This window comes from Puia sp. (assembly GCF_035546395.1).
Lineage (GTDB): Bacteria > Bacteroidota > Bacteroidia > Chitinophagales > Chitinophagaceae > Puia.
Genome location: NZ_DASZXR010000015.1, coordinates 111,103 through 137,142 on the forward strand (window position 1 = coordinate 111,103; position 26,040 = coordinate 137,142).

25 protein-coding genes are annotated in these 26,040 nt (G+C 53.8%); 13 read left to right on the forward strand and 12 right to left on the reverse strand.

Going from position 1 to position 26,040, the window contains the following annotated elements; genetic code table 11:
• Positions 1-227: 227 nt before the first annotated feature.
• On the forward strand, positions 228-1,559 hold the full coding sequence (locus VHE34_RS18390; protein WP_325590323.1) for a DEAD/DEAH box helicase: 1,332 nt from the start codon (positions 228-230) through the stop codon (positions 1,557-1,559).
• Here VHE34_RS18390 and VHE34_RS18395 read toward each other — a convergent pair.
• Positions 1,503-2,741 carry a chromate transporter gene (locus tag VHE34_RS18395; protein ID WP_325590324.1) on the reverse strand — a complete coding sequence of 413 codons (1,239 nt, stop codon included), beginning with the start codon at positions 2,739-2,741 and terminating at the stop codon, positions 1,503-1,505. The genes VHE34_RS18390 and VHE34_RS18395 overlap by 57 nt on opposite strands.
• A gap of 75 nt (positions 2,742-2,816) precedes the next feature.
• Here VHE34_RS18395 and VHE34_RS18400 point away from each other — a divergent pair, with 75 nt between their 5' ends.
• Positions 2,817-4,109: an amidohydrolase gene (locus VHE34_RS18400; protein ID WP_325590325.1), complete on the forward strand. Its 1,293-nt coding sequence runs from the start codon at positions 2,817-2,819 to the stop codon at positions 4,107-4,109.
• Positions 4,099-4,440: an MmcQ/YjbR family DNA-binding protein gene (locus VHE34_RS18405; RefSeq protein WP_325590326.1), complete on the forward strand. Its 342-nt coding sequence runs from the start codon at positions 4,099-4,101 to the stop codon at positions 4,438-4,440. The genes VHE34_RS18400 and VHE34_RS18405 overlap by 11 nt, the downstream gene beginning before the upstream one ends.
• On the opposite strand, the gene nadD is transcribed toward VHE34_RS18405, so the two are convergent.
• Both nadD and VHE34_RS18415 read right to left on the reverse strand, forming a co-directional pair.
• Complete coding sequence (gene nadD / locus VHE34_RS18410; RefSeq protein WP_325590327.1) at positions 4,431-5,006, reverse strand: nicotinate (nicotinamide) nucleotide adenylyltransferase; 576 nt, start codon at positions 5,004-5,006, stop codon at positions 4,431-4,433. The genes VHE34_RS18405 and nadD overlap by 10 nt on opposite strands.
• Positions 5,003-5,233, reverse strand: a complete 231-nt coding sequence (locus tag VHE34_RS18415; protein WP_325590328.1) for a FeoA family protein — start codon at positions 5,231-5,233, stop codon at positions 5,003-5,005. The genes nadD and VHE34_RS18415 overlap by 4 nt, the downstream gene beginning before the upstream one ends.
• 32 nt (positions 5,234-5,265) lie before the next feature.
• Between VHE34_RS18415 and ybeY the strand changes: the two genes are divergently transcribed.
• Positions 5,266-5,700 carry an rRNA maturation RNase YbeY gene (gene ybeY / locus VHE34_RS18420; RefSeq protein WP_325590329.1) on the forward strand — a complete coding sequence of 145 codons (435 nt, stop codon included), beginning with the start codon at positions 5,266-5,268 and terminating at the stop codon, positions 5,698-5,700.
• Positions 5,701-5,793: 93 nt separating this feature from the next.
• On the forward strand, positions 5,794-7,656 hold the full coding sequence (gene mnmG, locus VHE34_RS18425) for a tRNA uridine-5-carboxymethylaminomethyl(34) synthesis enzyme MnmG (protein ID WP_325590330.1): 1,863 nt from the start codon (positions 5,794-5,796) through the stop codon (positions 7,654-7,656).
• A gap of 27 nt (positions 7,657-7,683) precedes the next feature.
• Here the strand turns inward: mnmG and nadA are convergent, their stop codons facing one another.
• Both nadA and VHE34_RS18435 read right to left on the reverse strand, forming a co-directional pair.
• On the reverse strand, positions 7,684-8,679 hold the full coding sequence (gene nadA / locus VHE34_RS18430; RefSeq protein ID WP_325590331.1) for a quinolinate synthase NadA: 996 nt from the start codon (positions 8,677-8,679) through the stop codon (positions 7,684-7,686).
• An 8-nt stretch (positions 8,680-8,687) separates the two neighbouring features.
• Positions 8,688-9,023 (reverse strand): hypothetical protein, encoded by a 336-nt coding sequence (locus VHE34_RS18435; RefSeq protein ID WP_325590332.1) that lies wholly within the window; start codon positions 9,021-9,023, stop codon positions 8,688-8,690.
• A 192-nt stretch (positions 9,024-9,215) separates the two neighbouring features.
• Between VHE34_RS18435 and VHE34_RS18440 the strand changes: the two genes are divergently transcribed.
• From VHE34_RS18440 to cydB, 4 genes are all read left to right on the forward strand, one after another.
• A complete protein-coding gene (locus tag VHE34_RS18440; protein ID WP_325590333.1) occupies positions 9,216-11,369 on the forward strand; it encodes a peptidylprolyl isomerase in 2,154 nt (717 codons plus the stop codon).
• A gap of 118 nt (positions 11,370-11,487) precedes the next feature.
• Complete coding sequence (locus tag VHE34_RS18445; protein ID WP_325590334.1) at positions 11,488-11,997, forward strand: DUF2480 family protein; 510 nt, start codon at positions 11,488-11,490, stop codon at positions 11,995-11,997.
• A gap of 110 nt (positions 11,998-12,107) precedes the next feature.
• A complete protein-coding gene (locus VHE34_RS18450; protein ID WP_325590335.1) occupies positions 12,108-13,538 on the forward strand; it encodes a cytochrome ubiquinol oxidase subunit I in 1,431 nt (476 codons plus the stop codon).
• Between the two features lie 4 nt (positions 13,539-13,542).
• On the forward strand, positions 13,543-14,577 hold the full coding sequence (gene cydB, locus VHE34_RS18455; protein WP_325590336.1) for a cytochrome d ubiquinol oxidase subunit II: 1,035 nt from the start codon (positions 13,543-13,545) through the stop codon (positions 14,575-14,577).
• On the opposite strand, the gene mgtE is transcribed toward cydB, so the two are convergent.
• The 5 genes from mgtE to kdsB form a co-directional block, all read right to left on the reverse strand.
• On the reverse strand, positions 14,574-15,941 hold the full coding sequence (gene mgtE, locus VHE34_RS18460) for a magnesium transporter (RefSeq protein WP_325590337.1): 1,368 nt from the start codon (positions 15,939-15,941) through the stop codon (positions 14,574-14,576). The genes cydB and mgtE overlap by 4 nt on opposite strands.
• Before the next feature lie 61 nt (positions 15,942-16,002).
• Positions 16,003-17,001: a hypothetical protein gene (locus VHE34_RS18465; RefSeq protein WP_325590338.1), complete on the reverse strand. Its 999-nt coding sequence runs from the start codon at positions 16,999-17,001 to the stop codon at positions 16,003-16,005.
• Positions 17,002-17,036: 35 nt separating this feature from the next.
• Positions 17,037-18,110, reverse strand: a complete 1,074-nt coding sequence (locus tag VHE34_RS18470) for an iron-containing alcohol dehydrogenase family protein (protein WP_325590339.1) — start codon at positions 18,108-18,110, stop codon at positions 17,037-17,039.
• A gap of 94 nt (positions 18,111-18,204) precedes the next feature.
• A complete protein-coding gene (locus tag VHE34_RS18475; RefSeq protein ID WP_325590340.1) occupies positions 18,205-19,122 on the reverse strand; it encodes an ROK family protein in 918 nt (305 codons plus the stop codon).
• A gap of 107 nt (positions 19,123-19,229) precedes the next feature.
• The gene (gene kdsB, locus VHE34_RS18480; RefSeq protein ID WP_325590341.1) at positions 19,230-19,955 is read right to left on the reverse strand and encodes a 3-deoxy-manno-octulosonate cytidylyltransferase; all 726 of its coding nucleotides are present in this window, start codon (positions 19,953-19,955) and stop codon (positions 19,230-19,232) included.
• Positions 19,956-20,037: 82 nt separating this feature from the next.
• On the opposite strand from kdsB, the gene VHE34_RS18485 reads away from it, so the two are divergent.
• Genes VHE34_RS18485 through VHE34_RS18495 form a run of 3 tightly spaced genes read left to right on the forward strand, consistent with a single transcriptional unit; the run spans position 20,038 to position 23,414 of the window.
• A complete protein-coding gene (locus tag VHE34_RS18485) occupies positions 20,038-21,486 on the forward strand; it encodes a circularly permuted type 2 ATP-grasp protein (protein ID WP_325590342.1) in 1,449 nt (482 codons plus the stop codon).
• Between the two features lie 28 nt (positions 21,487-21,514).
• Positions 21,515-22,447, forward strand: a complete 933-nt coding sequence (locus tag VHE34_RS18490; protein WP_325590343.1) for an alpha-E domain-containing protein — start codon at positions 21,515-21,517, stop codon at positions 22,445-22,447.
• Positions 22,448-22,454: 7 nt separating this feature from the next.
• Positions 22,455-23,414 carry a transglutaminase family protein gene (locus VHE34_RS18495; protein WP_325590344.1) on the forward strand — a complete coding sequence of 320 codons (960 nt, stop codon included), beginning with the start codon at positions 22,455-22,457 and terminating at the stop codon, positions 23,412-23,414.
• On the opposite strand, the gene VHE34_RS18500 is transcribed toward VHE34_RS18495, so the two are convergent.
• Together VHE34_RS18500 and dnaN are read right to left on the reverse strand one after the other, a co-directional pair.
• Positions 23,365-24,246 carry a sterol desaturase family protein gene (locus VHE34_RS18500; RefSeq protein ID WP_325590345.1) on the reverse strand — a complete coding sequence of 294 codons (882 nt, stop codon included), beginning with the start codon at positions 24,244-24,246 and terminating at the stop codon, positions 23,365-23,367. The two genes, VHE34_RS18495 and VHE34_RS18500, sit on opposite strands and share 50 nt — an antisense overlap.
• A gap of 33 nt (positions 24,247-24,279) precedes the next feature.
• The gene (dnaN, locus tag VHE34_RS18505; RefSeq protein WP_325590346.1) at positions 24,280-25,395 is read right to left on the reverse strand and encodes a DNA polymerase III subunit beta; all 1,116 of its coding nucleotides are present in this window, start codon (positions 25,393-25,395) and stop codon (positions 24,280-24,282) included.
• A 177-nt stretch (positions 25,396-25,572) separates the two neighbouring features.
• Between dnaN and VHE34_RS18510 the strand changes: the two genes are divergently transcribed.
• A complete protein-coding gene (locus VHE34_RS18510; RefSeq protein WP_325590347.1) occupies positions 25,573-26,037 on the forward strand; it encodes a regulatory protein RecX in 465 nt (154 codons plus the stop codon).
• Positions 26,038-26,040 lie beyond the last annotated feature (3 nt).

Genomic DNA, 26,040 nt, shown 5'->3' on the forward strand with positions numbered 1-26,040 from the left:
CCATACGGCCGCGTTTCGTTCTTTGCGTGAGATGCGCTATCGGAAAATTAGCATACTGCACGCAAAGCGCTAATGTCCAGCCTTAAGCCAACGGACCTCCGGCCCATTCAGCCTTTTCACAGCGGAAAGGTACTGATTTTCCGCCCGAGGCATTATTTTGTCAAAAAAACCGCCTGTGAGCCCATTTATTGTAAATTTGTGCAATTTATTTTTATAATCAATCGATCTTGACTTTTAAAGAATTTGGCCTTGACGAGAGCTTGCTCGAGGGCATTGAGGCTTCCGGATATGAAAATGCGACCCCTGTACAGGAACAGGTCATCCCTATCATTTTAAGTGGAAAGGACATTATCGCCTCCGCGCAGACCGGAACGGGTAAAACGGCGGCCTTTCTGTTGCCTATCGTAAACAGGCTGATCGCCGCGCGGCAGGACGATACTGTTAACGCGTTGGTGATCGTGCCGACCCGGGAGCTGGCCGTGCAGATCGCCCAAAACCTCGAAGGGCTTTCCTATTTTACCAATATCAGTTCGATCGCCGTTTATGGCGGTGGCGACGGCAGCAACTTCTCCAATGAGAAGCAGGCTCTCTCGCGCGGTGCGGATGTCGTCATCTGTACGCCGGGCAGGATGATCGCCCATCTCAATATGGGTTATGTCAAGCTGAAAGGCCTGCAATACCTTGTCCTCGACGAGGCCGACCGGATGCTGGATATGGGCTTCTTCGATGATATCATGAAGATCATCTCCTTCCTGCCGCCAAAGCGGCAGAATCTGCTTTTCTCCGCGACGATGCCCACCAAGATCCGGGAGCTTGCGCGGAAGATACTGCATGAGCCGGCGGAGGTGAATATCGCCATTTCCAAGCCACCCGCTAAGATCGTACAGGAAGCGTTTGTGGTATATGAGACCCAGAAGATCCCGCTCGTGAAGTGGTTGCTAAAGTCAACTAATTTGAAGAGCACGTTGATCTTCTGTTCGAAGAAGCACAACGTGAAACAGCTGACCTCGGAGCTGCGGCGGAGCAAATTCAACGTAAAGGAGATCCATTCCGATCTCGAGCAGTCGGAGCGGGAGCAGGTGTTATTGGAATTCAGGAGCCGTAGGCTGCCGATCCTCGTCGCTACGGATATTCTTTCCCGGGGCATCGACATCGACAATATCGAGATGGTCATCAACTATGATGTTCCCAACGACGGTGAGGATTATGTGCATCGTATCGGCCGTACGGCCCGTGCCGAGACGGATGGTGTGGCGTTCACCTTTATCAGTGAGAAGGAGCAGAATAAATTCCGGATGATCGAGGAGCTATTGGGCAGTCCTGTGAATAAGGCGGCTGTTCCAGAGCAATTCGGCCCGGCGCCGGAATATAGTCCCAGATCCCGTCAGGGTGGTGGGCACGGTCGCGGTGGGCGAAACCGGGGTGGCGGTGGTCATGGAGGCGGGGGCAATCACAAAGGTGGTGGGGGCAAACCCGGCGGCGGTCATCATCGTCATGGGTCATCAAAAAAGCAGGAACACCCAACCCAGTCCCAGCCAAAACAGAACGATCACCGGTGAGGGTAGCTTCGAATACAGCAGGAGGAGCCAGGTTGCGGCGATAACCGCCAGGTTGAGGAAGATATTTGACCAGGAAGCCGACTGGAAATCCCTCATCATATAGAGTCCTGCGGCGATCATTATTCCGACGACGACGGAATTGATGCCTTCCAGCGCACGGTATACCGTTGCATATTTTTTCAGATTGTGCCAGATAGGATAGAAGAAGAGCACCAGCAGCGCGCTGGGCAGAAAGATACCGGTTGCGCCGATAAAGCAACCGAGGATCTGCCAGGCCGGTCCTTTGTCTTTCATTGCGACCCCGCCCATATACGAGGCGACTGAAAAGACAGGGCCCGGGATGGCGCGGACCATTCCCCAGCCGGAATAGAAATCTGTCCGGTCGATCCGGAGGATATGCGGGTTGCGTTGGATCAGCTGTTGTGATTGTGGGCGGGCGACGAACTGTTCGTACATCATCGGCATCAGGACATTCCCGCCGCCGAACACGAGGCTGCCGAATCGATAAGTATTCTCGAAGACGATGACGGGCCGGCGGTTTGGCCAGTTGTTTCTCCGGGCCAGTTCACTGCTTGCGCCGGCGAGGATGAAGATGATGGCGAAGAGCCAGATATTTCCCCATTTTATTTTTTTCGGCAGGACGTCCATCTGCGGGATACGTTTATGGCTGAGGTTGGTCACAAGCCCGCCGCAGACCAGCAGGATAGGAAAGATCCAGGGCCATTTGAACAGGAGGAAGGTGGCGATCGTGCTGATGACCAGGATCACGCGGGTGATGGTATTGCGGATCGACACCCGGAAGGCCCGCTGCGCCGCAAAGGCGAGGAAGCCGATGGTCATCGGGCCGATGAAGCGGAAGATGCCGGTGGTGCGCATGGGGAAGAAGGAGAACAGGCCCATCAGGCAGCAGGCCGGCAGCGTCCAGATGATCAGCGTCAGCATGGCCAGAACGACGCCACCGCGTTTATAACCGATGAGGGTAAGCGTTTGGGTGGAGGAAGCTCCGGGCAACAGCTGGCAGAATGCGCTATAGTCCATCAGTTCCTCTTCAGTCACGTCTTTGCGGCGATGGACGAAGGTCTTCATCATCATTCCAAAATGGCCTTGCGGGCCGCCGAATGCAGAGATGCTATGCAGGAATACTGCTCTGAGGAACGCGATATGACGGAACAGTACTGTCAAGACAAAGATACTGGTAGGTAAGACGGGCCACAATATTATCGTATATTCATTGGACCAACAAAAAACAAACTGCCCATGAAGCGAGCTCTTGTCCTCTCTTCCGCTTTGCTGTTCTGCCTGCTGTCCATTGCTCAAAAGAACAATTATACCGCCGCTATCGACGCTGCCGCCGATAAGATCGAGCCACAGACCATTGCCTGGAGACGGGATTTTCATCAGCATCCCGAGTTGGGTAATCATGAGGTCCGGACTGCGAAGATCGTTGCCGGGCATTTGCGCTCACTTGGCCTCGAGGTAAGGGAAGGGGTGGGGAAGACCGGGGTGGTAGGCATCCTGCATGGTGCGCTCCCCGGGCCGGTGATCGGCCTGCGGGCGGATATGGATGCCTTGCCGATCGTCGAGCGGACGCCGGTACCTTTTGCCAGCACGGTCCGATCCACTTACAATGGCCAGGAAGTTGGCGTCATGCATGCCTGCGGACATGATGCGCACGTGGCTATCCTCATGAGCACGGCAACGGTTCTTGCGGGCATGAAAGACCGCTTGAAAGGTACCGTCAAGTTCATCTTCCAGCCGGCCGAAGAAGGTCCGCCCGCCGGGGAAGAGGGTGGGGCCGATCTGATGATAAAGGAAGGCGTGCTGGAGAACCCTAAGGTGGATGTTCTTTTCGGACTGCATATGGCGGCCGCGGTAGAATCGGGCAAGATCCGTTATCGCCCAGGGGGTGAAATGGCGGCTTCCGATTGGTTTACGATAAAAATCCATGGTAAGGGTTCGCATGGATCGCAACCCTGGGCCGGTGTGGACCCGATCGTCGTTGCTGCGCAGATCATCGAAGGGTTGCAGACGATCGTCAGCCGGCAGACCGAGCTGACCAAGGACGCAGCGGTCATCTCTGTATGTGTGATCCAGGGTGGAGTGCGTTCGAATATCATTCCCGAGGAGGTGCAACTGACAGGCACCATTCGCACGCTCGATACGGCGATGCAACGGGATATCCATGAGCGCATGCGCCGCACCGTTACGAAGATCGCCGAGAGTGCGGGAGCTACCGCAGAGATTTCTATTGATAAGAAAACACTGATCACTTACAATGATCCGACCCTTGTAGAAAAGACGCTTCCTTCGCTGCAGAAAGCCGCAGGAGCTGGCAATGTCCAGTTGATGGATGCGATGACCGGGTCGGAGGATTTCTCGTTCTTTGCGGCAAAGGTGCCCGCCTTCTTTTTCTTTCTTGGCGGGATGAAGCCAGGGCAGGACCCGCATACCAGCTTCCCGCATCATACCGCGGATTTCTATATCGATGAATCGGGATTCAAATTGGGAGTAAAAGCATTTTGTAACCTGGTGATGGATTATGGACATTGAATCGTTGCGTGAATATTGTCTGGCCAAACCGGCAGTGGAGGAATCTTTCCCGTTTGGCGAGACCACCCTTGTCTTTAAGGTAAAAGGAAAGATGTTCCTGCTCACGGGCCTCGACAGTCCCGTGCTGGAGTTCAATGTCAAATGTGATCCCGAAAAAGCCATCGAATGGCGGGAACAATATGCCGCCGTGCAGCCCGGGTATCATATGAATAAAAAACATTGGAATACCGTCATCGCCGATGGCAGCATTCCCCAGCGTATCCTGCGGGAAATGATCGATGACTCCTATAATCTTGTTGTAAAAAGTCTGCCTAAGAAGGATCAGCTGTAATATCCATTCCGTTCGATCTCCGCACGGACGGCCTCAGGCACAAGGTAGCGGATCGATTTTCCTTCCTTTATTTTCTTCCGGATCTCCGTGGAAGAGATCGGTAACAAGGGAGCTTTCAGGATATGAATGTCTTTTGCTTCCGGGTAGGAAGGCAGCTGTTCATGTTCCGGCCGCCGGTAGACATAGATAGGATAGTTCTTCAACAGCCATTCGGAGTTCTTCCATTTAGGCAGGTTCTGAAAACTATCACTCCCCAGGATGATAGAGAATTCGTGGGCGGGATATTTCTCCTGTAAATAAGCGAGGGTGTCTACTGTATAGGAGGGCTTGGGAAGTTTGAACTCGATATCCAGGGCCCTGAGATTGATCTCGCCTTCAACGGCCAGCTGTACCAGGTAAAGGCGATGGTATTCGTTGAGCAGGGAAGCGGCGGGCTTTAATGGATTTTGAGGCGAGACCACGAACCAAACCTGCTGAAGAGAAGTATTTTGCAGGATCCAGGAAGCAATTAAAAGATGGCCGTGGTGAATCGGGTTAAAGGATCCAAAGTAAAGACCGACCCTCATCTTTGTCCCTCCTCCATAAAGATATTATCGGCTTCATCGAGGCGAAGGCTTAAATTATAACCCGCGACCGTAATAGAGATCGGGTCTCCCAGGGGAGCCACCTGCTCCACCCTGACCCATTCCCCGGGTACACAACCCATTTCCATTAGTTTCAGGAAAAGATCATTGTTTTCAAAAGAATGGATACGGGCCACGGTTCCAGGTTCTAATTCAGATAGACGCTTCATGATTTACTTTTGTGAGATCGATTGGTAAAATTATGAATAATCCCAGCATTCAATTTAATTTCCTCGAGGCCATTTCCCTCACTGAAAGGACCCGGCTCAAAAGGTTCCTCATCGCCCTTTTTAAAAGGGAGCGAAAAGCCCTGGCGGACCTGCAATACATCTTTTGTTCCGATCCTTACCTGCTGGAGATCAACCGGCAGTTCCTTCACCATGATTTCTATACCGATATCATCACCTTCGATCTATCCGAAAAGGGCCGGCCGACCAGCGGGGAGATCTATATTAGTGTCGACAGGGTACGGGATAACGCCCGGAACTTTGACTCGACTTTAAAGAAAGAGTTACACAGGGTAATATTTCACGGAGCACTTCATTTGTGCGGATTTAAGGATAAGACCCCAAAGGAAGAGCTGGAGATGCGGAAAACGGAGGAAAAATATCTTGCGTTGTATGAACGTTTCACGTGAAACGTTGATTAAAACTCGATTCGAAATAATTCCGACGGAACATCGTTCCACGTGGAACGACTCAACGACTTGAAATATTAGTAATTTCGCACCATGTTTTCGAAATATGATGTGATTGTCGTTGGAGCAGGCCATGCCGGATGTGAAGCTGCCGCTGCTGCCGCCAACCTTGGTTCCAAGGTTCTCCTCATTACCATGAACATGCAGACCATCGCCCAGATGAGCTGCAACCCTGCGATGGGAGGTATTGCCAAAGGTCAAATCGTCCGAGAGATCGACGCTTTAGGCGGATATTCAGGTATAGTCACCGATAAAAGCATGATCCAATTTCGAATGTTGAACCGAAGCAAGGGTCCCGCCATGTGGAGTCCCCGGGCGCAAAACGACCGGATGCTATTTGCAGCCACCTGGCGGCAGATGCTGGAACAAACGCCCAATGTCGATTTTTACCAGGACATGGTCAACTCTCTCGTCGTAAAAGATGGCAAGGCTTGTGGCGTAGTCACCGGTCTGGGTCATACCATCCTATCCTCCGCCGTAGTCGTTACCAGCGGTACCTTTCTCAATGGGGTCATTCATATCGGCGAGAAGCGTTTTGGCGGCGGCCGGGTTGCCGAAAAAGCCGTCACTGGAATTACCGAACAGCTGGTTTCACTCGGTTTTGAAAGCGATCGGCTCAAGACTGGTACACCACCCCGTGTCGATGGCCGTAGCCTCGACTACTCCAAAATGGAGGAACAAAAGGGAGATGAGGAAATGGTTGGGTTCTCCTACCTTGATATCCCAAAGCCAACACAGCAACGGAGTTGTTGGATTACCTATACCAGCCCCGACGTCCATGAGATTCTCAAGACCGGTTTCGATCGAAGCCCCATGTATACAGGGCGAATCGAAGGCGTGGGTCCCCGGTACTGTCCAAGTATCGAGGATAAGATCAACCGGTTTGCCGAGAGGGAACGCCATCAACTTTTCATTGAACCGGAAGGCTGGAATACGGTCGAAATCTACGTCAACGGATTCTCCACTTCACTCCCTGAGGAAGTACAATACGCAGCGCTCCGCCAGGTCCCTGGCTTCGAGAACGTCCGGATCTTCCGCCCCGGTTACGCTATCGAGTATGACTATTTCCCGCCCACCCAACTCAAGCATTCACTCGAAACAAAGCACCTGGAAAATCTCTTCTTTGCCGGCCAGATCAACGGTACTACCGGTTACGAAGAAGCCGCCTGCCAGGGGCTTATGGCCGGGATCAACGCGCATCAAAAGACCCGACAACTCGAGCCGCTGATCCTAAAAAGAAGCGAAGCGTATATCGGCGTATTAATCGACGATCTCATCAGCAAGGGTACAGAAGAACCGTATCGGATGTTCACTTCCCGCGCTGAGTTCCGTACCCTTCTCCGTCAGGACAACGCCGATCTCCGGCTCACGGAAATGAGCTATCGCCTTGGACTGGCCAGCCAGGAACGTATGGATAAAACGGTCGCGAAGAAAAACGGGGTAGAAAAAATAAAAGACACCTTGCAAACTTTCTCGCTCGACCCGGCGGAGTCCACCGAATACCTTCTCGAAAAGAATTCGGCGCCGTTGACACAAAAACAAAAAGCAGGACAAGTTCTCCTTCGTCCCGGCATCGACCTTCTCTCGATGGCGAGCGCCATTCCCCGGCTTGCTGACCAACTGCAAACTTATTCCCCGGACATTCTCGAGCAAGCCGAGATCCAGCTGAAGTATGACGTGTATATTGAAAAAGAAAAAGAGCTGGTCCAAAGAATGTCACAGCTGGAAGATCTTATGATACCCGATAATTTCAATTACGATCGGATCGCCTCCCTTTCCAATGAAGCTCTACAAAAATTTAAAAAGATAAAACCAAGGACCCTTGGTCAGGCAAGCCGGATCAGTGGAGTAAATCCCAGCGATGTGCAAATTTTGATGGTATTCATGGGCCGATAGTTTACTAATTCGTTGAATATCAATATACTAAGAAAGTTGTAGCATCCGCTCGATGGGTTTGCGCGCAGCCACCATCAGATCGAGATCCATCAGCAGTTCCGGTTGCTCGTACTTCATACACAGGTATAGCTTCTCCAGCGTATTTAGCTTCATATGCGGGCAGTCATTGCACGCGCAGTTATTATCCGGCGGCGCCGGGATAAAGGTCTTCCCCGGTGACGCCAGCTGCATCTGGTGAAGGATCCCCGTCTCTGTTGCAACGATATATTCCGACGAGTCATCCGTTTTGGTATAATTCAGCAGACCCGTCGTCGAGCCGATAAAATCCGCGATCCGAAGGATCGGTTCTTCACACTCGGGGTGAGCGATCAATTTTGCCTTTGGATGCCTGATCTTCAGTTTGGTGATCTTTTCCAGGCTAAATATCTCATGAACCATACAGGCCCCGTTCCACAATACCATATCGCGGCCCGTTTTCTTCATCAAATAAGCCCCAAGGTTGCGGTCCGGTGCGAAAATGATCTTCTGACCGGCCGGAACGCTTTGGATGATCTTTTCCGCATTGGATGAGGTACAGATGATATCGCTCAGCGCTTTGACCTCCGCCGAGCAATTGATATAAGAGATGACCAGGTGATCGGGATATTTCTCCTTGAATTCCTTAAACAGGTAGCCTGGTGCAGAATCGGCCAGGGAACAACCCGCCTTCAGATCCGGCAGCACCACTTTCTTATCCGGGTTCAGGATCTTCGCCGTCTCAGCCATGAAATGAACGCCGGCAAAAACGATCAGATCCGCCGTTGTCTTTGCGGCTGCCTGGGCGAGCGCCAGGCTATCGCCCAAAAAGTCCGCGACATCCTGGATATCGGACTCCTGGTAGTAATGCGCGAGGATAACTGCGTTCTTCTCCTTTTTCAATTTTTCGATCTCAAAGAACAGATCCAGCTCAGGCGAAACCGCAATATCCAAAAAACCCTTCGAAGCCAGTTTCTCTTTTGCGGATCCTATGTTAATATCTGCCATAGTATTAATTAATAATTATTATTTAAAAATAAACTACTACTATTATCCTGGTGGATTCGTGGATAACCTTTTTTTTGTGGCTGTTCGAAATTGCAAATTACCACTTTATTCACCGCATTCCACATTCCCTTAACAACGTACATCCCGGTTTGGATCGCTCTTTCCGCTGCTTTTCCACTTCTGTGGATGAAAAACGCCTCCGGAAAACTATTTGGCGGCACAGGTGTCAACGGCTGTCGAATAACCGGAGGATTTTGCACCGCAAATCGCCCGCGGTTCGATCCAAATAAAGTTGCGGTCTTTCTATCCCCGGATGCTGAGGCTTTCGAAACCCGCTTTTCCACGGTTTTGGAAGGTTATTCATAACTCCTTGTTGATTATGGTTTCACGCGAAAAGTTTCACGTGGGGAAGGAAGGGTGCGCAAGCCGGTTAAAACGTTGATTGGAAGCTGAATTAACAAGATTTTCCACAATTTGTTCATAACCAATTTTACCCTATTTTTGCCATCCCCTCGAAAAGAAGGGATTACCAAGTTATGTCAATTATTCAGCAAATTCGCGAGAAAGCGGCCTGGTTAGTTTTTGGTCTTATTGCTCTGAGCCTCGTCGGCTTTCTTTTAATGGATGCTTTTGTGGGAAGAAGCCGGCTTTTCGGAAATCGCTCCACGGTCGTTGGAACGGTGAATGGGGAGAAGATCGAGTTCACGGATTTTGAGAAAGCGATGACCGATCAGGAAGATCAGCTCAAGGCCCGGGGTTACCAGGTGAATGACGCGATGCTGCAGAACGTGCGGGATATGGTTTGGCGCCAGCTGACCGAAGACGTACTCCTTAATGATGATATTTCTTCGCTCGGCATCCAGGTGACCGACAAAGAAGTGAACGATATGCTGGTCGGGCAGAACGCGATCCAGGATATCAAGCAGGCGTTCACGGATCCCAAGACGGGGGTATTCGATGTACAGGCGGCTGCGGCCCAGATCAACCAGCTGCGGAACCTGTATAAGTCGGGCCCGAAAAAGAATGCCGACAATAGCCGTTATGAAATGGCGCGGAAATTTTTCGAAGAGTCCCTACCGCAGATCATCAAGATGCGGATGCGCGAAAAATTTACGGCCCTGTTTGCCAACAGCGCTTATGTTCCCAAATGGATGCTGGAAAAGACGAATTCGGACAACAGCCAGCTGGCAACCATCTCTTTTGTAAGCTCTCCTTATCTCTCGGTGCCGGATAGTGCGGCAAAGATCAGCGACGCCGAGATCCAGGATTATATCAATAAACATCCCGACCAGTACAAACAGGAGGAAAGCCGCAGCATCGCGTATGTGACCTTCAATGCGGGACCGAACGCGTCGGACAGTCAGCGGGTCAAGCAGCAATTGACCGAGCTCGAACCCGATTTCAAAAAAGCGGAGGATATCGACGCCTTCTTCGGGCGGGTCGGCAGCTCGCAGCCTTACTATAATGGCTATGTCGGAAAGGCGCGGATCATGGTGCCGAACAAGGATTCCATCTTTGCGCTTTCCAAGGGAGAGCTTTATGGCCCCTACCTGGACGCCGGCAGCTATGTCGTCGCGAAGCTCGTGGATGTAAAGACCCTGCCGGACTCCGCCAAGGCCCGTCATATCCTGATCGCTACCTCGGATCCCCGTACCGGCCAGGTCATTAACGAAGACAGCGTCGCCAAGAAGCGGATCGACAGCGTCAAGGAAGTCCTGGAACACGGGGGTAACTGGGACAGTGTCGCGCTGAAAGTTTCGGATGATCCGGGTTCTAAGGAAAAGGGAGGCCTCTATGATTGGTTCACCAGCGACCGGATGGTAAAGGAATTCTCGGATTTTGTCTTTAACGGCAAGAAGGGAGAAGCCAAGATCGTGAAAACGCAGTTCGGCTACCATTATATCCAGATCCTCGACCAAAAGAATTTCGAACCGGCATATAAGGTCGCCTATCTCAGCCGTAAGATAGATGCGAGCCAGGAGACGGATCAAGCCGCCTTTGGTCTTGCAAGCCAGTTCGCGGGTCAGAGCCGCGATGCGAAGGCATTCGATGAGAATGTTCAAAAGCAGGGGTTGAACAAAATGATCGCCCCCGATATCGCGCCGGCGGAATCGAATATCCCCGGGCTTGGCACCAATCGCCAGCTGGTTCAGTGGGCCTATAAGGCGGATATCGGGACTGTCTCCGAACCCTACACGGTGGGTGACCGGTATGTCGTTGCCGAGCTGGTCGAGATCAACAAGGCAGGAATGATGACCCCCGCCAAGGCAAGGAACCAGGTAGAACCCATCTTGCGCAGGAAGAAGAAAGCAGAGCTGCTCGCCCGGAAATTTGGCAACCCGGCCTCCCTCGATGCAGCCGCTTCCGCTTCGGGCCAACCCGTTCAGCACGCAGACAGTCTTCGGTTTGCCTCAGGCTTTATTCCTAATGTCGGGCAGGAACCCAAGGTCGTAGGCGCCAGCTTCGACAAGCAATTATCCGGTAAGGCCATTTCCCCGGCGATCGCCGGCAACGCAGGCCTGTTCTTTATAAAGGTGGACAATGTCAGCGCAATGTCCAACCCCAATGCCGATGTCCAGCAGCAGCGATTGATGCAGGAGCAGATGGAACGGCAACTGATCGATCGCGGGTTGACCGAGACGATGCGGAAGCGGGCCGATATAAAAGACTACCGGTCGAATTTCTTTTAGCAGAAAACCCCTCGATCGAGGGGTTTCCCCGCGCAAAGATTCTTTGCCGGACATTGTGAAAAAAAGCCAGCCCACTTTTGCATATCGGGCTGGTTTTTTTTTGTCGTATCTTTGCACTGTGGCAGAAGAGATCATCAATAAGGTAGCGCAAAGCGGTCTGTATACGCTGGATTTGGAAGACTACTATCCTAAAGAGGAGATCATTGTTTTCGACCTGAAACCATTGCTCTTCATGGAGATGATCCTGAAAGAAAAAGATTTCCGCGCCGCGCTTCAATCCATCGACTGGACCCAGTACCAGGACAAGGTCCTGGCCGTCACCTGCACCGTCGATACGATCATTCCTTCCTGGGCTTATATGCTTGTAGCGGTGCATGCCGAACCTTTTGTAAAAGATATTTTCCTTGGCGACCGGCAGACGGCGTTACAGGAACTCTTCCTCGCAAAACTTCGCGCCATCGATATATCCGAGTTCACCGACAAGCGGGTTGTGGTAAAGGGTTGCGGCGATGTTTCCATTGGTGGATTCGCGTACCTCGAAGTAGCCCGCAGGCTGCGGCCCGTCGTTAAGAGCATACTGTATGGGGAGGCTTGCAGCAATGTCCCCATCTTTAAGAAGAAGTCTTAACCGGGCCGACCGGAGGGAGGCCGGCCGAAGGCCAATCATAAGCGGATTTGAGAGATTGGAAATTGGCGAGAACGGTTTTGGGGGGAAAGTTAGAGCAAAACGCACCTTATATGGATGTCGAGATCCTGGCCAGAGTCCAATTCGCCTTTACCATTGGATTCCATTATATCTACCCGCCTCTTAGCATCGGCCTGGGTCTGATGCTCGTCATTCTCGAAGCCCTCTATCTGCGGACCGGTAAGCCCGTCTATGAAATGGCCGTCCGGTTCTGGATCCGCATCTTCGCCCTCATCTTTGGCATCGGGGTTGCGACCGGGATCATAATGGAATTCGAATTCGGCACCAACTGGGCCACCTATTCGAAATATGTGGGCGACATCTTTGGCAGCGCTCTCGCGGCGGAGGGGATCTTTGCCTTTGCGCTGGAATCGGGGTTCCTGGGCATCCTTATCTTTGGCTGGAACCGGGTCGGCCCCCGTGTCCATTTCTTCTCGACGATCATGGTCTTTTTAGGAAGTATGTTCTCGGCCGTATGGATCGTCGTCGCCAACTCGTGGCAACAGACGCCTGCAGGTTTTCATATTGTCGGCGAAGGAATGAACGCCCGGGCGGAGATCACGGATTTCTGGGCGATGGTATTCAACCCCTCCAGCGTCGACCGTATCCTCCATGTCTGGACGGGGGCGATCCTTGCCGGAGCCTTTCTCGTCCTTAGCGTAAACGCGTGGTATCTCCTTCATAAGAAGCATATCGGGATCGCGCGGCCGACCTTTAAAATAGCGCTTGTCGTCATCACTTTTTTTTCGTTGCTGCAGCTCGTCTTTGGAGACCGGAGCGCAAAAGTGGTAGCCCAGTATCAGCCTGCCAAGCTGGCTGCGATGGAGGGGCATTTCGATAGCTCGGCGGTTGCGCCCATGTTCCTGCTGGGCTACGTCGACAAAAAGAACGAAAAGACCGTTGGGCTCAGCATTCCCGGCGGACTCTCTTTTCTCACCTATGGAAGTTTCAAGGCGCCCGTTACGGGGCTGAGGGCTTTCAAACCCGAAGACCGGCCTTCACAGGTCAACAGTGTCTTTCAATTCTATCATCTCATGATCATCTCGGGGGTCGGGATGATCGCACTCTCGCTGTTGGGCTGCTGGCTTTGGTGGCGGAAAAAGCTATTCGATTATCGCTGGCTGCTATGGGTCTATGCCTTTAGCGTGCTGCTGCCGCAGATCGCCAACCAGGCGGGGTGGTTCACGGCTGAGATGGGCCGGCAACCCTGGGTGGTGTATGGTCTGCTGCACACCTCGGACGCCCTGTCGCGGGCGGTTACTGCCAACCAGATCATCTTTTCCCTGATCCTGTTTACCATTGTCTATATCGTCCTGTTCGCCCTGTTCCTCTTTTTGTTGAACCGGAAGATCCAGCATGGGCCGGTGGACTACGGGACGAAGGAAGAGTTGGACAGCGGTCAGCGTCGGGATAACCCCTGGCTGACCGGAGGGAGGCCGGCCGAAGGCCAATTATTAGATAAAGCGCCAAAGGCGCAACAGTAGCGATATGCAACATTTTTTAGGCTTGGACTACAATGTTTGGTGGTTCCTCGTATTCGGGGCCGTCATCAGCGGCTATGCGATCCTCGACGGGTTCGACCTGGGCGCAGGTTCCCTGCATCTCTTTCTCAATAAGGAGCAGAGCCGCCGCATTGCGATGAATGCGATCGGACCGATCTGGGACGGGAACGAGGTCTGGCTGGTGATCGGCGGCGGGGCGCTGTTCGCCGGATTTCCCGTGGCCTATGCCGCCATCTTCTCCGCTTTTTATGTCCCCTTTATGGTCTTCCTCGTCGGGCTTATCTTCCGGGCTGTTTCGATCGAGTTTCGCAGCAAGGAGCCCTGGGCCTGGTGGCGGAGGGCCTGGGATATCGTTTATTGTTTCGCCTCGATCGTCATCTCCCTATGCCTGGGGTTGATGCTGGGGAATGTCGTCGAAGGGTTGCCGTTGAATGGGAACCGGGAATTCGCCGGAGATTTCGGGACCTTTTTCAATCCCTTTGCGATCTTCGTCGCCATCACGACCCTGGCCTTGTTCATGATGCACGGCGCGATCTTCCTGATGATGAAGACCGAGAACCGGCTTTTCGTCAAGCTGTACGTACTTGCGAACAATTTCACCATTTTCTTTGTCGTCAGCGTCGTGATCACGACGGTGTATACCCTGCTGTATATCCCACACCTGAGCGATTTCTTCAAGAGCCGGCCCGGCTATTTTACGATACCCCTGCTGATGATCCTCGCCATCGCCAATATCCCGCGACAGGTGAAGGTCGGAAAATACCGGTTTGCCTTCCTCAGCAGCACGCTGACGATCGCCCTGCTGCTGATCATGGTTGCATTGGAAGTTTTTCCTTACTTGCTTTATTCCCCACAGCATCCGGAGAACAGCATTACCGTATATAATGCGGCTTCCTCCGGTAAGACCATGCATATCCTGTTGGCAATGGCGCTGGTCGGCACGCCGCTGGTGGGTATTTACACCTCTTTTGTTTTCTGGACCTTTAAAGGGAAGGTGAAGCTGGATGAGATGAGCTATTAAAGCAGCGTTCCCCGCATGATCACGAATGCCACGGTAAAATAGATCACCAGCCCGGTGACATCCACCAGTGTGGCTACGAATGGCGCGGAGGAAGCGGCGGGGTCGGCACCCAGCTTTTTCAGGATGATCGGTAACATACTTCCGGACACAGTCCCCCACATGACCACGCCGATCAGCGCGCAAAAGACGGTGGTAGCGACTTTTTGCCAGTGGATGCCATAGTCGTACAGATGAAACCGCTGCCAGATAGCCACGCGGAGAAAACCGACGACGCCGAGAATGGTACCCAACACCAGTCCCGAGAGCAGTTCCTTACGCATCACGCGCCACCAGTCCTTGAAGCCGATCTCCCCCAGGGCCATCGCGCGGATGATGATCGAGGAGGCCTGGCTACCCGAGTTCCCCCCACTGGAGATTATAAGCGGGATGAACAGCGCCAGCACTACCGCCTTGCTGATCTCGTCCTCGAAATGTCCCATTGCCGTGGCCGTAAGCATCTCCCCCAGGAACAGGATGATCAGCCAGACGGCGCGTTTGCGGATCAGGCTGGTAAAGGGGATGGTATTATACGGTTCGTCCAATGCTTCGGATCCCCCGATCTTTTGAATTTCCCGTGTGCCTTCCGATTCCGCCAGTCGTAACACGTCGTCGAGGGTAACGATCCCCAGCAGCACCCCTTTGTCGTCGATCACTGGGAGGGCGAAGCGGCTATGGTTCCGGAAGACGAGGATCGCTTCCTTTTGGGCATCATTCACATTGAGCGCTACGAACTGGTTATCCATGATCTGCGCCACGGTTGTCGCGGGGTCGACGACCAAAAAGTCCTTGATATTGATATCATCGATCAGCACGCCTTTCTCGTCGATGACGAAAAGCCAATTGAGTGTTTCGGTAGCCTGTCCCCGTTGCCGGATGTAGGCGAGGACCTCGGCGCAGGTCTCTTCCTTTCTTATCGACACATAGTCCGGGGTCATTAGCCGGCCGACGGAACCTTCCGCATAGCCCAGCAGCTCCAGCGTTTCTTCGCGATTCTCCGGCGTGAGTATCTTCAGCAGCTCTTTTACATGGTTTCCCGAGAGGTCCTCGAGGAAGGCCGTGCGATCGTCGGGTTGCATGGAGTTGAGCAGTTCCGCCGCTTTTTCTTCGGGCAGCGATTTGATGATCTGCTCCTGCTTCTTAGGCCGCAGGAATTTGAAGGCCCGGGCCGCATGTTTGGGGTCCAGCTGCTGAAACAGTTTTGCGGCCCATTGAGTATTCCGATTGGCAAAATTGGCGACGTCGCGTGGCGTCAGTTTATTCAGCTTTACAAAATCAGTGATCTTGTTGTGCTGAAGCAGATTCTTGATATCGCTGAAATTGAGCATAATTCAAAAGTAACGAACGGTGGCCGAATTCGTGCGGACCGCCACGGCCGTCCCTGCGAATTCAGGGGAAAAGCACTCCGTTCGTATAGTGGAGGATCAGCCCGGCGCCAGCCACCTGGTCGCCGTAAAGCCAGAGGACAGGAGAGGGGTTTCCGCTCCCGGCGAATTGAAGGCCACCGGTGGAACTAACGGTGATGCTGCCTCCCGTAAGGGTGGTCAGCGTCGATGGAAAGCTCGTCGAGAACCAGGCGCCTTTTACCACCTGGTTTACCGCCAGGGGGAGCAGGGTATCGACGGCAACGGTATCGATCCGCAGGCTGTCAAAGCCGGCCGAGAGGATCGCGGGATTATTGGGAGCCAAAACAGAGAAGCCGCCGGACAGCAGGAGAGAATCGTAGAGATTCGTCCGGCCTATGATCCGGGCAAAAAGGCTGATCGAGGTATCGGCCTGCAGTAGTTGTGGCAGGGAATCCGCTCCGGGCGGGACCAGCGAGTTTAGGAAATAGACCGTTGCCTTGCCGACGGTGCTGGGCGTGTTGGCTGCGGTCGCGCTGCCGTTCAACAGAAGATTGCCGGAGGCGTCGAGGCCCATAAAGAGGGGCACTCCCAGCAGTGTAGGGTTGGGGGTATAGCCCGGCCCGGTGAGGTTCAACGCGCCTGAAAGGAATTGGTAGCGAAGGATTCGGTCGGCGTAGCTCGAGCTCATCGAATCGATGACCGAATCGGGGAAGCCGCCCTGGATCAGGACGTTATTGCGGGGGATAAAGGCAGTGACGGATTCGTCGTTTAGCAAACCGGCGTCGTTGGCCTGCAGGATCATCCGATGGAAAAGGGTGAGGCTGGTGTCGGAATTGACAAGGGTCTGGAGGGGGGTGACGACGATCCTTGGCGGCGGGGTTTTCTTACAGGCGAGGAAACCGATGAACAGCAGGCTCAGCACCCCGGACAGCATAAACATTGCGGTCAACGGGCTAATCGGTCGAATGTTCGCCCGCCGCTGCAATCGGCCGATGATGGCCCTTCGGGCGATGGACCCTTGGTCCATTGGATGTCTGTTCATCGGACAAGTTTTATTTTTGATTGACAGCGCTGGAGTTAGAGCTTTTCGTACAAGGCCCTGAGTCGGTCGCGGGTCATGATCTTCTCCCAGTCCTTTCCCAGCGCATTCTCCCAGAGCGGCTTCATTACCAATGAAACGTCGATCATGGTATTGAATTGTTCATCGGTCAGCCCTTTTGTGATATGTTGGGGAATGTCGATCTTATTCTTCTCCACCATCTTCTTGAACTCCCGGACGCCTTCGGGGTAGAACTCCTCCAGCTTGTCGAAGACGATGCAGTTGCCGATGCCGTGCTTGGTCCCGAGGAGGTAGGCCAGGCCATAGCTGACCGCGTGCGCCACCCCTACCTGGGAATAGGCGATGCTCATCCCGCCGGCATAGGAGGCCATCATCAGCTTATCATCGCTGTCGGCGTCCCACCCCGATTTTTTCACATAGACTTCCTGGCACAGCTGGAGCGCTTTTTCGCCGTAGGATTTGCTGAACTCGTTGAGATAGGTGCCCGTCAGGCTTTCGATACAATGGATATAGCAGTCCATACCGGTATAGAAGCGCTGGTTGACCGGGGCGTCGGCCGTCAGCTCGGGATCGAGAACGATCTGGTCGAAAGGAGTAAAGTCGGAGTTCATGCCGAGCTTTTTGGTCGGCCCGGTGAGCACCGTCGTACGGGATACTTCGGCGCCCGTACCGCTAAGGGTGGGGATACCGACTTTGTAGACGCCGGGGACCTTTACCAGATCCCATCCCTGGTAGTCCGCGGAAGAGCCGGGGTTGGTCATCATCAGCGACACGGCCTTGGCGAGGTCCATGGCCGATCCGCCGCCGATCCCGATGATCCCGCTGACCGCACCGAATTGCTGCTTCAGGTCGCCGGCCAGGCGGTCGACGTAGGAGGTCTTCGGTTCATAACTGACGTCGGCGAAGATGAGCTTGTCCTTTCCGCGAAGGGGGATTCGGCGGGCGAGGGGCTTATTCTCAAAATAGTGGTCCAGCAGGAAGACCATTGGGGCGTCGCCCTTTCGCTGAGGGGCCAGGATCTCGTCCAATTGGTTAAAGCTTCCACGGCCGTATACGACATAACCCACCATCTTGAAATTGCGGAACTTCATTGCTGCTTGAATTTGAGCGGCAAAGTTAAGGGAATTTGGCTGTTTGGTACCGATGCCTTTGGCATCTGGCGGGGCCAACGATTTTGTCTCCGGCCTAGCGGCCTGCGACGAGCGCGGCTGCCCCGAATACACCGGCGCTATCACCCAGGGATGGCTTTAGCAATGGCACTTCGACGCGGTTATTAAAGATGAACCGGCCCAGTTCCTGTAGTCCGGCAGCGTACAGAAGATCGATATTACCCACGCCGCCGCCGATGACGACAACATCCGGATCCAGCAGGTTGGTGATCACCGAAACACCCTTGCCGAAGAAATGACAGAGGCGTTCCATCGTCTTTGTTGCGGCAGGATCGGTGCCCTCTTTATGCCGCGCCACGATCTCTTTTAGTTTCAGTTGCTGTCCCGTGAGGCTTTTGTAATACCGCTCGGTGGCGGGACCGGAGATCACGGTCTCAACGCAGCCGGTCTTCCCGCAATAGCAGGGACCGCCGGATTCGTCGAGATAGTTATGTCCCCATTCACCGGCGATGCCATGGCGGCCGTTCCATATCTTACCATCCATGACAATGCCGCCGCCGACACCGGTACCCATGATAATGCCGAAGACGAGCCGGGCGCCGGGCGCGGATTGCCGGACGATGCCCCATTGGGTTTCGGCCAATGCAAAACAATTGGCGTCATTGGCCATCTCGATCGTTAGCTGAAGTGCATTTTCGACATCCTTCTTAAGAGGCTTGCCATTCAGGACCACGGTATTGCAGTTCTTCATCGTCTGCAAGGTGGGATCGAGGACGCCGGGTGTGCCGATGCCGATGGCGCGGGGCTTAAGCCCCGATGATCTTTCCATTTCGGCTACGAGCCGGGCTATCTGGCCGACGATATGTTCATATCCTTTGGAGGCTTCCGTATCTACGCGTGTCCGAACGATTGGAGAAGGGTCGGAGATGGATCTCAAAATAACTCCTTCGATCTTTGTCCCTCCCAGATCAATTCCCCAGATTGGTTGATTCATGATGCATATAGTAAGTGTCGGCGGCTAATTTAAGGATTAGCCGTTTTAGCATTCCGATAATTTTTTTTTGCAGCGCCCGCCATTTTTTTGCAATCGGTCTTCTCCGGTTACAACAACTTTGCGGCCCGCTCGAGATCTTCGGGAGTATCGATCTCGACGCCCATATAGGTCGTGATGACCATCCGCATGGGGATGCCGTTCTCGAGATATCGCAGGCACTCGATCTTTTCGGCCGCCTCCAGCGGACTCACCGGCCATGCCGTGAATTGCAGCAGCGCGACCTTGCGAAAAGCGTATACTCCTATATGTTCGTAGTAGACCGGCGCCGCGGAAGGATCGCGGGGATAGGGGATGACGCTGCGGCTAAAGAAGAGAGCGTTGTTATTCTTGTCCAATGCCACCTTTACATAGTTGGGATCATCGATGAACCGCTGCTCCTTCAGCACCTGCACCAGTGATCCGACCTGGACCGATCTTCCCGCTTCGCCGCGGAACACCTCGAGCAGCTTTTCCAGCGGCTCCCGCCGGACAAAGGGTTCGTCGCCCTGTACGTTCACGACGACGTCGACGTCCATATCGGCGACGGCTTCGGCGATGCGGTCGCTACCGCTCTCGTGGGAACGGATGCTCATCCTGGCTTTCCCGCCGTGACGGGTGATCTCTTCGAAAATGATCTCGCTGTCCGTGACGACCATCACTTCATCGAACAGCCCGGTGGCCTTTGTATTGTCGTAGGTGTGCCGGATCACGGTCTTCTCTCCCAGCGGCTGCATCAGCTTGGCGGGAAAACGGGTCGCCGCATACCGGGCGGGGATCATCGCGATTATCTTCACTTTTTTTGGACGAAAATAGCTATATTTAGATAAGTCTACGCCTGCCTGCCATCTTTGCCTCCACACTAAACCAAGACTCGCTATGCAACCCAACGAACTGCTGAACAGCTATGACGTAGGCGTACACGCCTGGGATGAGATGTATGCCCACCAGGCCGTGCGGCCTCAATACCAGGGCGTCGTGGATTTTCTCCAACAGATGAGCATTGAAGAGCTCAACAAAAAAGAAGAGCTTGCCAAGCGGCTTTTCATGAGCCAGGGCATCACATTCACCGTATACAGCAGCGGCGAAGGGATTGAGAAGATCTTCCCGTTCGATATCATCCCCCGGATCATCACGGCCGCCGAATGGAGCTATATCGAGTCAGGTATCCGCCAGCGGCTCAGGGCCCTGAACCTGTTCCTGAAGGATGTCTACAATAACCAGTTCATCCTCAAGGATGGAGTAGTCCCCATCGAGATGGTGTACAGTTGTCCCCATTTTCTCCGGGAAATGCATGGATTCCCCGTCCCCTACGACATCTATGTTCATATCGCCGGGATCGACCTGATCCGGGACCATGACGGAACTTTTTACATCCTGGAAGACAACCTTCGAACACCCAGCGGGGTAAGCTATATGCTCGAGAACCGGGAGATCATCAAACGTATCTTTCCCGATCTTATTCCAAGGAATAACGTCCGTACGGTAACCGAGTACCCGGATATCCTTCATCGAAACCTCGTTTCCCTGTCTCCCCGGCCGATCGCCAATCCCACGATCGTGCTGCTGACGCCGGGTATCTATAATTCCGCCTATTTCGAACATACCACCCTGGCCCGGCTGATGGGAGTCGAGCTGGTCGAAGGGCGCGACCTGGTGGTAGACAATCACCGGGTCTTCATGAAGACCACGGCCGGCTTGCAACAGGTGGACGTTATTTACAGGCGGGTCGACGATCATTTTCTCGACCCCCTTATCTTCCAGCCTGACAGTATGCTGGGCGTCGCGGGCATCATGAGCGCCTACCGGAAGGGCAACGTCGCCATCGTGAACGCGGTCGGTAACGGCGTCGCCGATGATAAGGCGATCTATGCTTTTGTCCCCGCCATGATCCGGTATTATATGAATGAAGAGCCGATCCTCAAAAATGTGCCCACCTATCAATTAGGGAACGTCGACGAACGGGAGCATGTCTTTGCCCATATGGACGGGATGGTCGTTAAGAAGACCAATGAGAGCGGAGGCTATGGGATGCTGATGGGTAATTCCGCGAGCGAAGAAGAGATCGTGCGGTACAAGACGGAGATCCTGAAAGATCCCCGGCAATATATCGCGCAACCGATCATCAACCTGTCTTCGGCGCCCTGTTATATGAACGGGCGGCTAAAACCCAGGCGGGTCGACCTGCGGCCGTATGCGCTTTGCGGTCCGAACGGTATCCAGATCGTACCGGGCGGACTGACGCGCGTTGCGTTGCGGGAAGGTTCGCTCGTTGTAAACTCCTCGCAGGGCGGGGGCAGCAAGGATACCTGGGTGCTGGCCCAATAAGGAAAACCCACCCGACAAAAAATACACTATGCTAAGCAGAGTAGCCGACAGCCTATATTGGATGAGCCGATACATGGAACGAACGGATGGCATCCTCCGGATGTTGAAGATCAATTATGCTTCCAGCCAGGACGATATGCAGGAATTCAGTTGGAAACCGGTCTTGCGCATCTTCACCTACCTGGAAGAAGAGCCCTCTTCCGCCCTTGCCCGTCAGACCCGCGCCGTGCTGCAATACATGGTCACCGACCGGGAAAATCCCAATTCCGTGCTGAATATCGTCACACGAGCGCGTGAGAATGCCCGCAGCGTACAGGATCATATCACAAAAGAGCTCTGGCAGTGTCTGAATGATTTTTATCATACGATCCGCGACGAGCATCTCGCGCGCGGACTGCACCTCGACGACCCGGTCTCCATCCTCGATATCCTGATCCGCCAGGGCCTGCTGTATTATGGGATCACGGACGTCACCATGGCGCGGGGGGAAGGCTATGCCTTTATCAATATCGGGAAATTCCTCGAACGCGGCGTTCAGTCGGCAGACATCCTCGATATCAAATTCAGCGATCTCCGCTATGACCTGACCAGCACCGATACCACCTACTGGAAATATCTCCTGCTCTCCATTTCCGGGTACGAGCTGTATCTGAAGACCTATCGCAGCGGTTTCGATGCCCGCAATGTGGTCGAGCAGATCGTATTGAACGAAGATTTCCCCCGGAGCGTGATCTATTCGATCAACCAGCTCCAGCGGTATTTCGAGCGGTTGAAAAGCGACCGTAACCGGGAGGCCTGGCGGAAGATCGATTTTATGATCGGCGGCATCCGGAGCCGGGTGAAATATTCGACGGTCGAATCCATCCTCCACCAGGGGCTTCATGCTTATCTCAACGGGGTGAAAGAAGAGCTGTATGGCGTGGGGAACGCCCTCAATCAACATTACTTCGCGTATCTTTAACCCAGCTATGCCGAGATTCAACATCCACCACGTCACAAAATACACCTATGAGGGTCCCGTCCGGGACAGCGCCAACCAGATCGTTCTTTTCCCCGTGAAAGACGGGTACCAGGAGGTCCTCAAACACGAGCTGACCATCACCGGGGAACCCAATGTCGATGTCTATAAAGATTATTATGGGAACGAGATCGGGAGTTTTACGCATGCCGAACCGCATATCTCCCTGACCGTCGATTCCCGGCTCGAGGTGATCACGAAGTCACGGCCGGCGCTGAGGGATTCCATGGAGAAAGAATCTCAATGGGCCCACCTCGAAGAAGTGCGCTGGCAGGTGCCGTACATCGATTTCCTGAAACAGGAGCAGTTTCCCTCGCTGGCCGAAGTATTGGAGAGCGTGTGCCCGGAAAAAGCCCGGGGACAAACGCCGCTCGAAGCGGCGCTCCAGCTCCGGAATTATGTCTACGATCAGTTCAAATATATAAAGGGAGTCACCAGTGTCGAGTCGACGCTTGACGAAGTGTGGAAGCTGAAGGCGGGCGTCTGCCAGGATTTTGCGCACATGCTGCTGGTCTTCCTCCGCCAGATCCAGATCCCCGCCCGCTATGTCAGCGGCTATATCTGTCCCAATCGAAACGGGATGCGGGGAGAAGGGGCGACGCATGCCTGGATCGAAGCGTATATTCCGGATAACGGCTGGGTCGGCCTCGATCCCACCAACAATTGCATTGCCGACGACCTCCATGTCCGGCTCGCTGTGGGCCGCAGTTTCTCCGACTGCTCCCCCGTAAAGGGGACCTATAAGGGAACAGCCGGCCAGAAGCTTGAAGTGGGAGTGTCGGTGTCTTATGAGAGTGGCGAGGCCACGGAGGACACGGCGACGGTGCTCGAAGCCCAGCCCTCAGCCAATGGGACGGCCCTCAATTCTTATCGCCGCTATATGGAGATGATGCAGCAGCAACAACAGTAGAGGAGGACTCTTCCGTGGGTGGCCGGTAAGTCTGGAACGGCATGTTGAGCAGCGCGCCCACCCGATTGTGCTCCGTCTCTTCAGGATGGGTGTCGATCCCAAATACGAGACCTTTTGTATCCCGGACATGGCGGTACGTTCCGAACAGCCGGTCCCAGATCGAGAAGATATTGCCATAGTTGGTGTCCGTCAGCGGCCGGCGGTAGTGGTGGTGCACTTTGTGCATGTCCGGTGACACGAGGATCCAGGCCAGGACATTGTCCAGCCCCTTTGGGAGAGAGATATTTGCGTGGTTGAATTGGGAGAAAAGCGCCGACAGCGACTGATAAAGAAAGACCAGCCAGACCGGCGCGCCGGCCACGATCACCGCAATGAGCGTGAACAATGCCCGAAGGACGCTTTCCCCGGGGTGATGCCGGTTGGCGGTGGTGGTGTCCACCCAGGTGTCGCTATGATGAACGAGGTGGAATTTCCAGAGCCATTTTACCTGGTGATGCAGCCAATGGATGAACCAGGCGCCGATCAGGTCGAGCACCAGCAGGCCGACGAGGGTAAAGGCCCAAAGGGGGAGCCGCACCACGTAGAGCAAACCCGTATGATGAACCGTGGTATAGTCTGCCGCACGGATGATCAGGGTGGCAAAGGCGAAGTTGACGATGATCGTCGTGAGCGTGAAGAATAGATTCAATCCCGCATGACGGATCCGCCGGTATCGGAACCGGAAGAGCGGAATGGCCCCTTCAATGATCCAAAAGAGAACGAGGCCCCCTGCGAGGATGAGACTTCGTTGATAAGATGGGATGTGCTGGAAATAATTGACGAGGGTTTCCATATGGCCAATGGTTCCTCGTAATTTACGAAATTTTTAGCTGTTCAGCATCAGCGGCATCACCAGCATCAGCACTTCTTCGTTCTCGTCTTCTTCGGTGGGCTTGATGATGCCGGCTTTGGTTGGCGTGGACAGTTCCATCCGTACTTCGTCGCTGTCGGTTGAGGCCAGCATTTCGATCAGGAAGCGTGCATTGAAAGCAATGGCCAGATCTTCGCCATCATACTGGCATTTCATCCTTTCCGTTCCTTCGAAGGAGAAGTCGACGTCCTGGGCGGCCAGCTGGAGCTCGCTGCCGTGGATGTTCAGGACCACCTGGTTGGTGCTTTTGTTACTAAAGATGCTGACGCGGCGCAGTGCGCTCTGGAAGTCATTGCGGCCAACCACCAGTTTATAGGGATTGTCGGCAGGGATCACCACCTTGTAGTCGGGGAAGCGGGCGTCGATCAGGCGACAACTCATCTGGGTCGTCCCATGGGTGACGAAGAGATGGTTGCTGTTATAGCTGATGGTGATCTCGTCTTCGTTTGCCGGAAGCGCGGATTTCAAAAGATTCAGCGGTTTCTTTGGGACGATGAGTGAATCGTTCTTGGGACAGGAGACGTCCTTGCGTTTGTAGCGAACCAGCCGGTGCGCATCGGTTGCAACGAATTGAAGGCCTTTTTTATCCATTTCGAAGAAGACTCCCGTCATGGCAGGCCGGAGATCGTCATTGCTGACGGCGAAAAGGGTTTTGTTGATCGCGGTGACCAGCGCGGCGGAGGTCGTCGTGAACGAGGTCGTCTCGTCGCTGGCCGGCTCCTTGGGGAAATTGTCGGGATTCTCGCCCATGACCTTGTATTTCCCGTTATCACTCGTCAGTTCAACGGCAAAGTGCTTGTCGATATTAAAGGTCAGGGGCTGGTCGGGAATATTCTTCAGGGAGTCGATAAGGATCTTGGCGGGGATACAGACCCTCCCCGTGTCCTTGGCCTCGACTTCGAGATGCACTTTCATAACGGTTTCCAGGTCGGTTGCGACAACTGTCAGCTTGTTCTTTTCCACTTCGAACAAAAAGTCTTCGAGGATAGGCAGAACCGTATTCGCGTTGATCACACCACTTATCTGTTGCAGTTGTTTCAATAAAGCCGACGAGGAAACGATAAACTTCATGGATTATATCTTTGTGGCGAAACTACTGATTTTTGCGTAATAGCCAAGAGTTTTGCCTAAACCCGTAAAATCACCGTTATCAATCAATTATGTACAAACGAACGGCCCCGTCGCCGCAGGCGACTGTCCGGCAGGACAGACTTTAGGCGTTTGCGCGAATAGGGCTATTTTTGCCGGATGCACTATTCGCGCACATTATCCTTTGAACAGGCCCTGCAAAAAGCCCGTCATTACTGCGGTTACCAGGAACGTTGCCACCGGGATGTGCAGGAAAAGCTATACTCTTTCGGTCTGCGGAAGGCGGATGTCGGGCGGGCGCTGGCGACCCTTATCGAGGAGAATTACCTGAATGAGGAGCGGTTTGCCGTCCAGTATGCAGGCGGTCATTTCCGGCTCAAATCCTGGGGCCGCGTCCGCATCCGCTACGAGCTGAAGCAAAAGCAGGTATCCGACTATTGTATAAAGAAGGCGCTGGCGACGATCGATGAAGAAGAGTATGAGCAGGCGCTGGAGAAGCTGGCCAGGGACCGGGCGGAGGCTCTCGCGGGCGAACCCAATGCCTTTATCCGGAGGCAGAAATTGCAGGATTTCCTATTGAGAAAAGGGTATGAGCCCGGCCGGATAGCCGCTGTCCTAAAATAAATG

Excerpts from the sequence above, each read along its gene's own strand:
- VHE34_RS18400 (WP_325590325.1), top strand. The coding sequence starts at position 2,817 with ATGAAGCGAGCTCTTGTCCTCTCTTCCGCTTTGCTGTTCTGCCTGCTG.
- VHE34_RS18405 (WP_325590326.1), top strand. The coding sequence starts at position 4,099 with ATGGACATTGAATCGTTGCGTGAATATTGTCTGGCCAAACCGGCAGTG.
- nadD (WP_325590327.1), bottom strand. The coding sequence starts at position 5,006 with ATGAGGGTCGGTCTTTACTTTGGATCCTTTAACCCGATTCACCACGGC.
- VHE34_RS18415 (WP_325590328.1), bottom strand. The coding sequence starts at position 5,233 with ATGAAGCGTCTATCTGAATTAGAACCTGGAACCGTGGCCCGTATCCAT.
- ybeY (WP_325590329.1), top strand. The coding sequence starts at position 5,266 with ATGAATAATCCCAGCATTCAATTTAATTTCCTCGAGGCCATTTCCCTC.
- mnmG (WP_325590330.1), top strand. The coding sequence starts at position 5,794 with ATGTTTTCGAAATATGATGTGATTGTCGTTGGAGCAGGCCATGCCGGA.
- nadA (WP_325590331.1), bottom strand. The coding sequence starts at position 8,679 with ATGGCAGATATTAACATAGGATCCGCAAAAGAGAAACTGGCTTCGAAG.
- VHE34_RS18440 (WP_325590333.1), top strand. The coding sequence starts at position 9,216 with ATGTCAATTATTCAGCAAATTCGCGAGAAAGCGGCCTGGTTAGTTTTT.
- VHE34_RS18450 (WP_325590335.1), top strand. The coding sequence starts at position 12,108 with ATGGATGTCGAGATCCTGGCCAGAGTCCAATTCGCCTTTACCATTGGA.
- cydB (WP_325590336.1), top strand. The coding sequence starts at position 13,543 with ATGCAACATTTTTTAGGCTTGGACTACAATGTTTGGTGGTTCCTCGTA.
- mgtE (WP_325590337.1), bottom strand. The coding sequence starts at position 15,941 with ATGCTCAATTTCAGCGATATCAAGAATCTGCTTCAGCACAACAAGATC.
- VHE34_RS18465 (WP_325590338.1), bottom strand. The coding sequence starts at position 17,001 with ATGAACAGACATCCAATGGACCAAGGGTCCATCGCCCGAAGGGCCATC.
- VHE34_RS18470 (WP_325590339.1), bottom strand. The coding sequence starts at position 18,110 with ATGAAGTTCCGCAATTTCAAGATGGTGGGTTATGTCGTATACGGCCGT.
- VHE34_RS18475 (WP_325590340.1), bottom strand. The coding sequence starts at position 19,122 with ATGAATCAACCAATCTGGGGAATTGATCTGGGAGGGACAAAGATCGAA.
- VHE34_RS18485 (WP_325590342.1), top strand. The coding sequence starts at position 20,038 with ATGCAACCCAACGAACTGCTGAACAGCTATGACGTAGGCGTACACGCC.
- VHE34_RS18490 (WP_325590343.1), top strand. The coding sequence starts at position 21,515 with ATGCTAAGCAGAGTAGCCGACAGCCTATATTGGATGAGCCGATACATG.
- VHE34_RS18495 (WP_325590344.1), top strand. The coding sequence starts at position 22,455 with ATGCCGAGATTCAACATCCACCACGTCACAAAATACACCTATGAGGGT.
- VHE34_RS18500 (WP_325590345.1), bottom strand. The coding sequence starts at position 24,246 with ATGGAAACCCTCGTCAATTATTTCCAGCACATCCCATCTTATCAACGA.
- dnaN (WP_325590346.1), bottom strand. The coding sequence starts at position 25,395 with ATGAAGTTTATCGTTTCCTCGTCGGCTTTATTGAAACAACTGCAACAG.
- VHE34_RS18510 (WP_325590347.1), top strand. The coding sequence starts at position 25,573 with ATGCACTATTCGCGCACATTATCCTTTGAACAGGCCCTGCAAAAAGCC.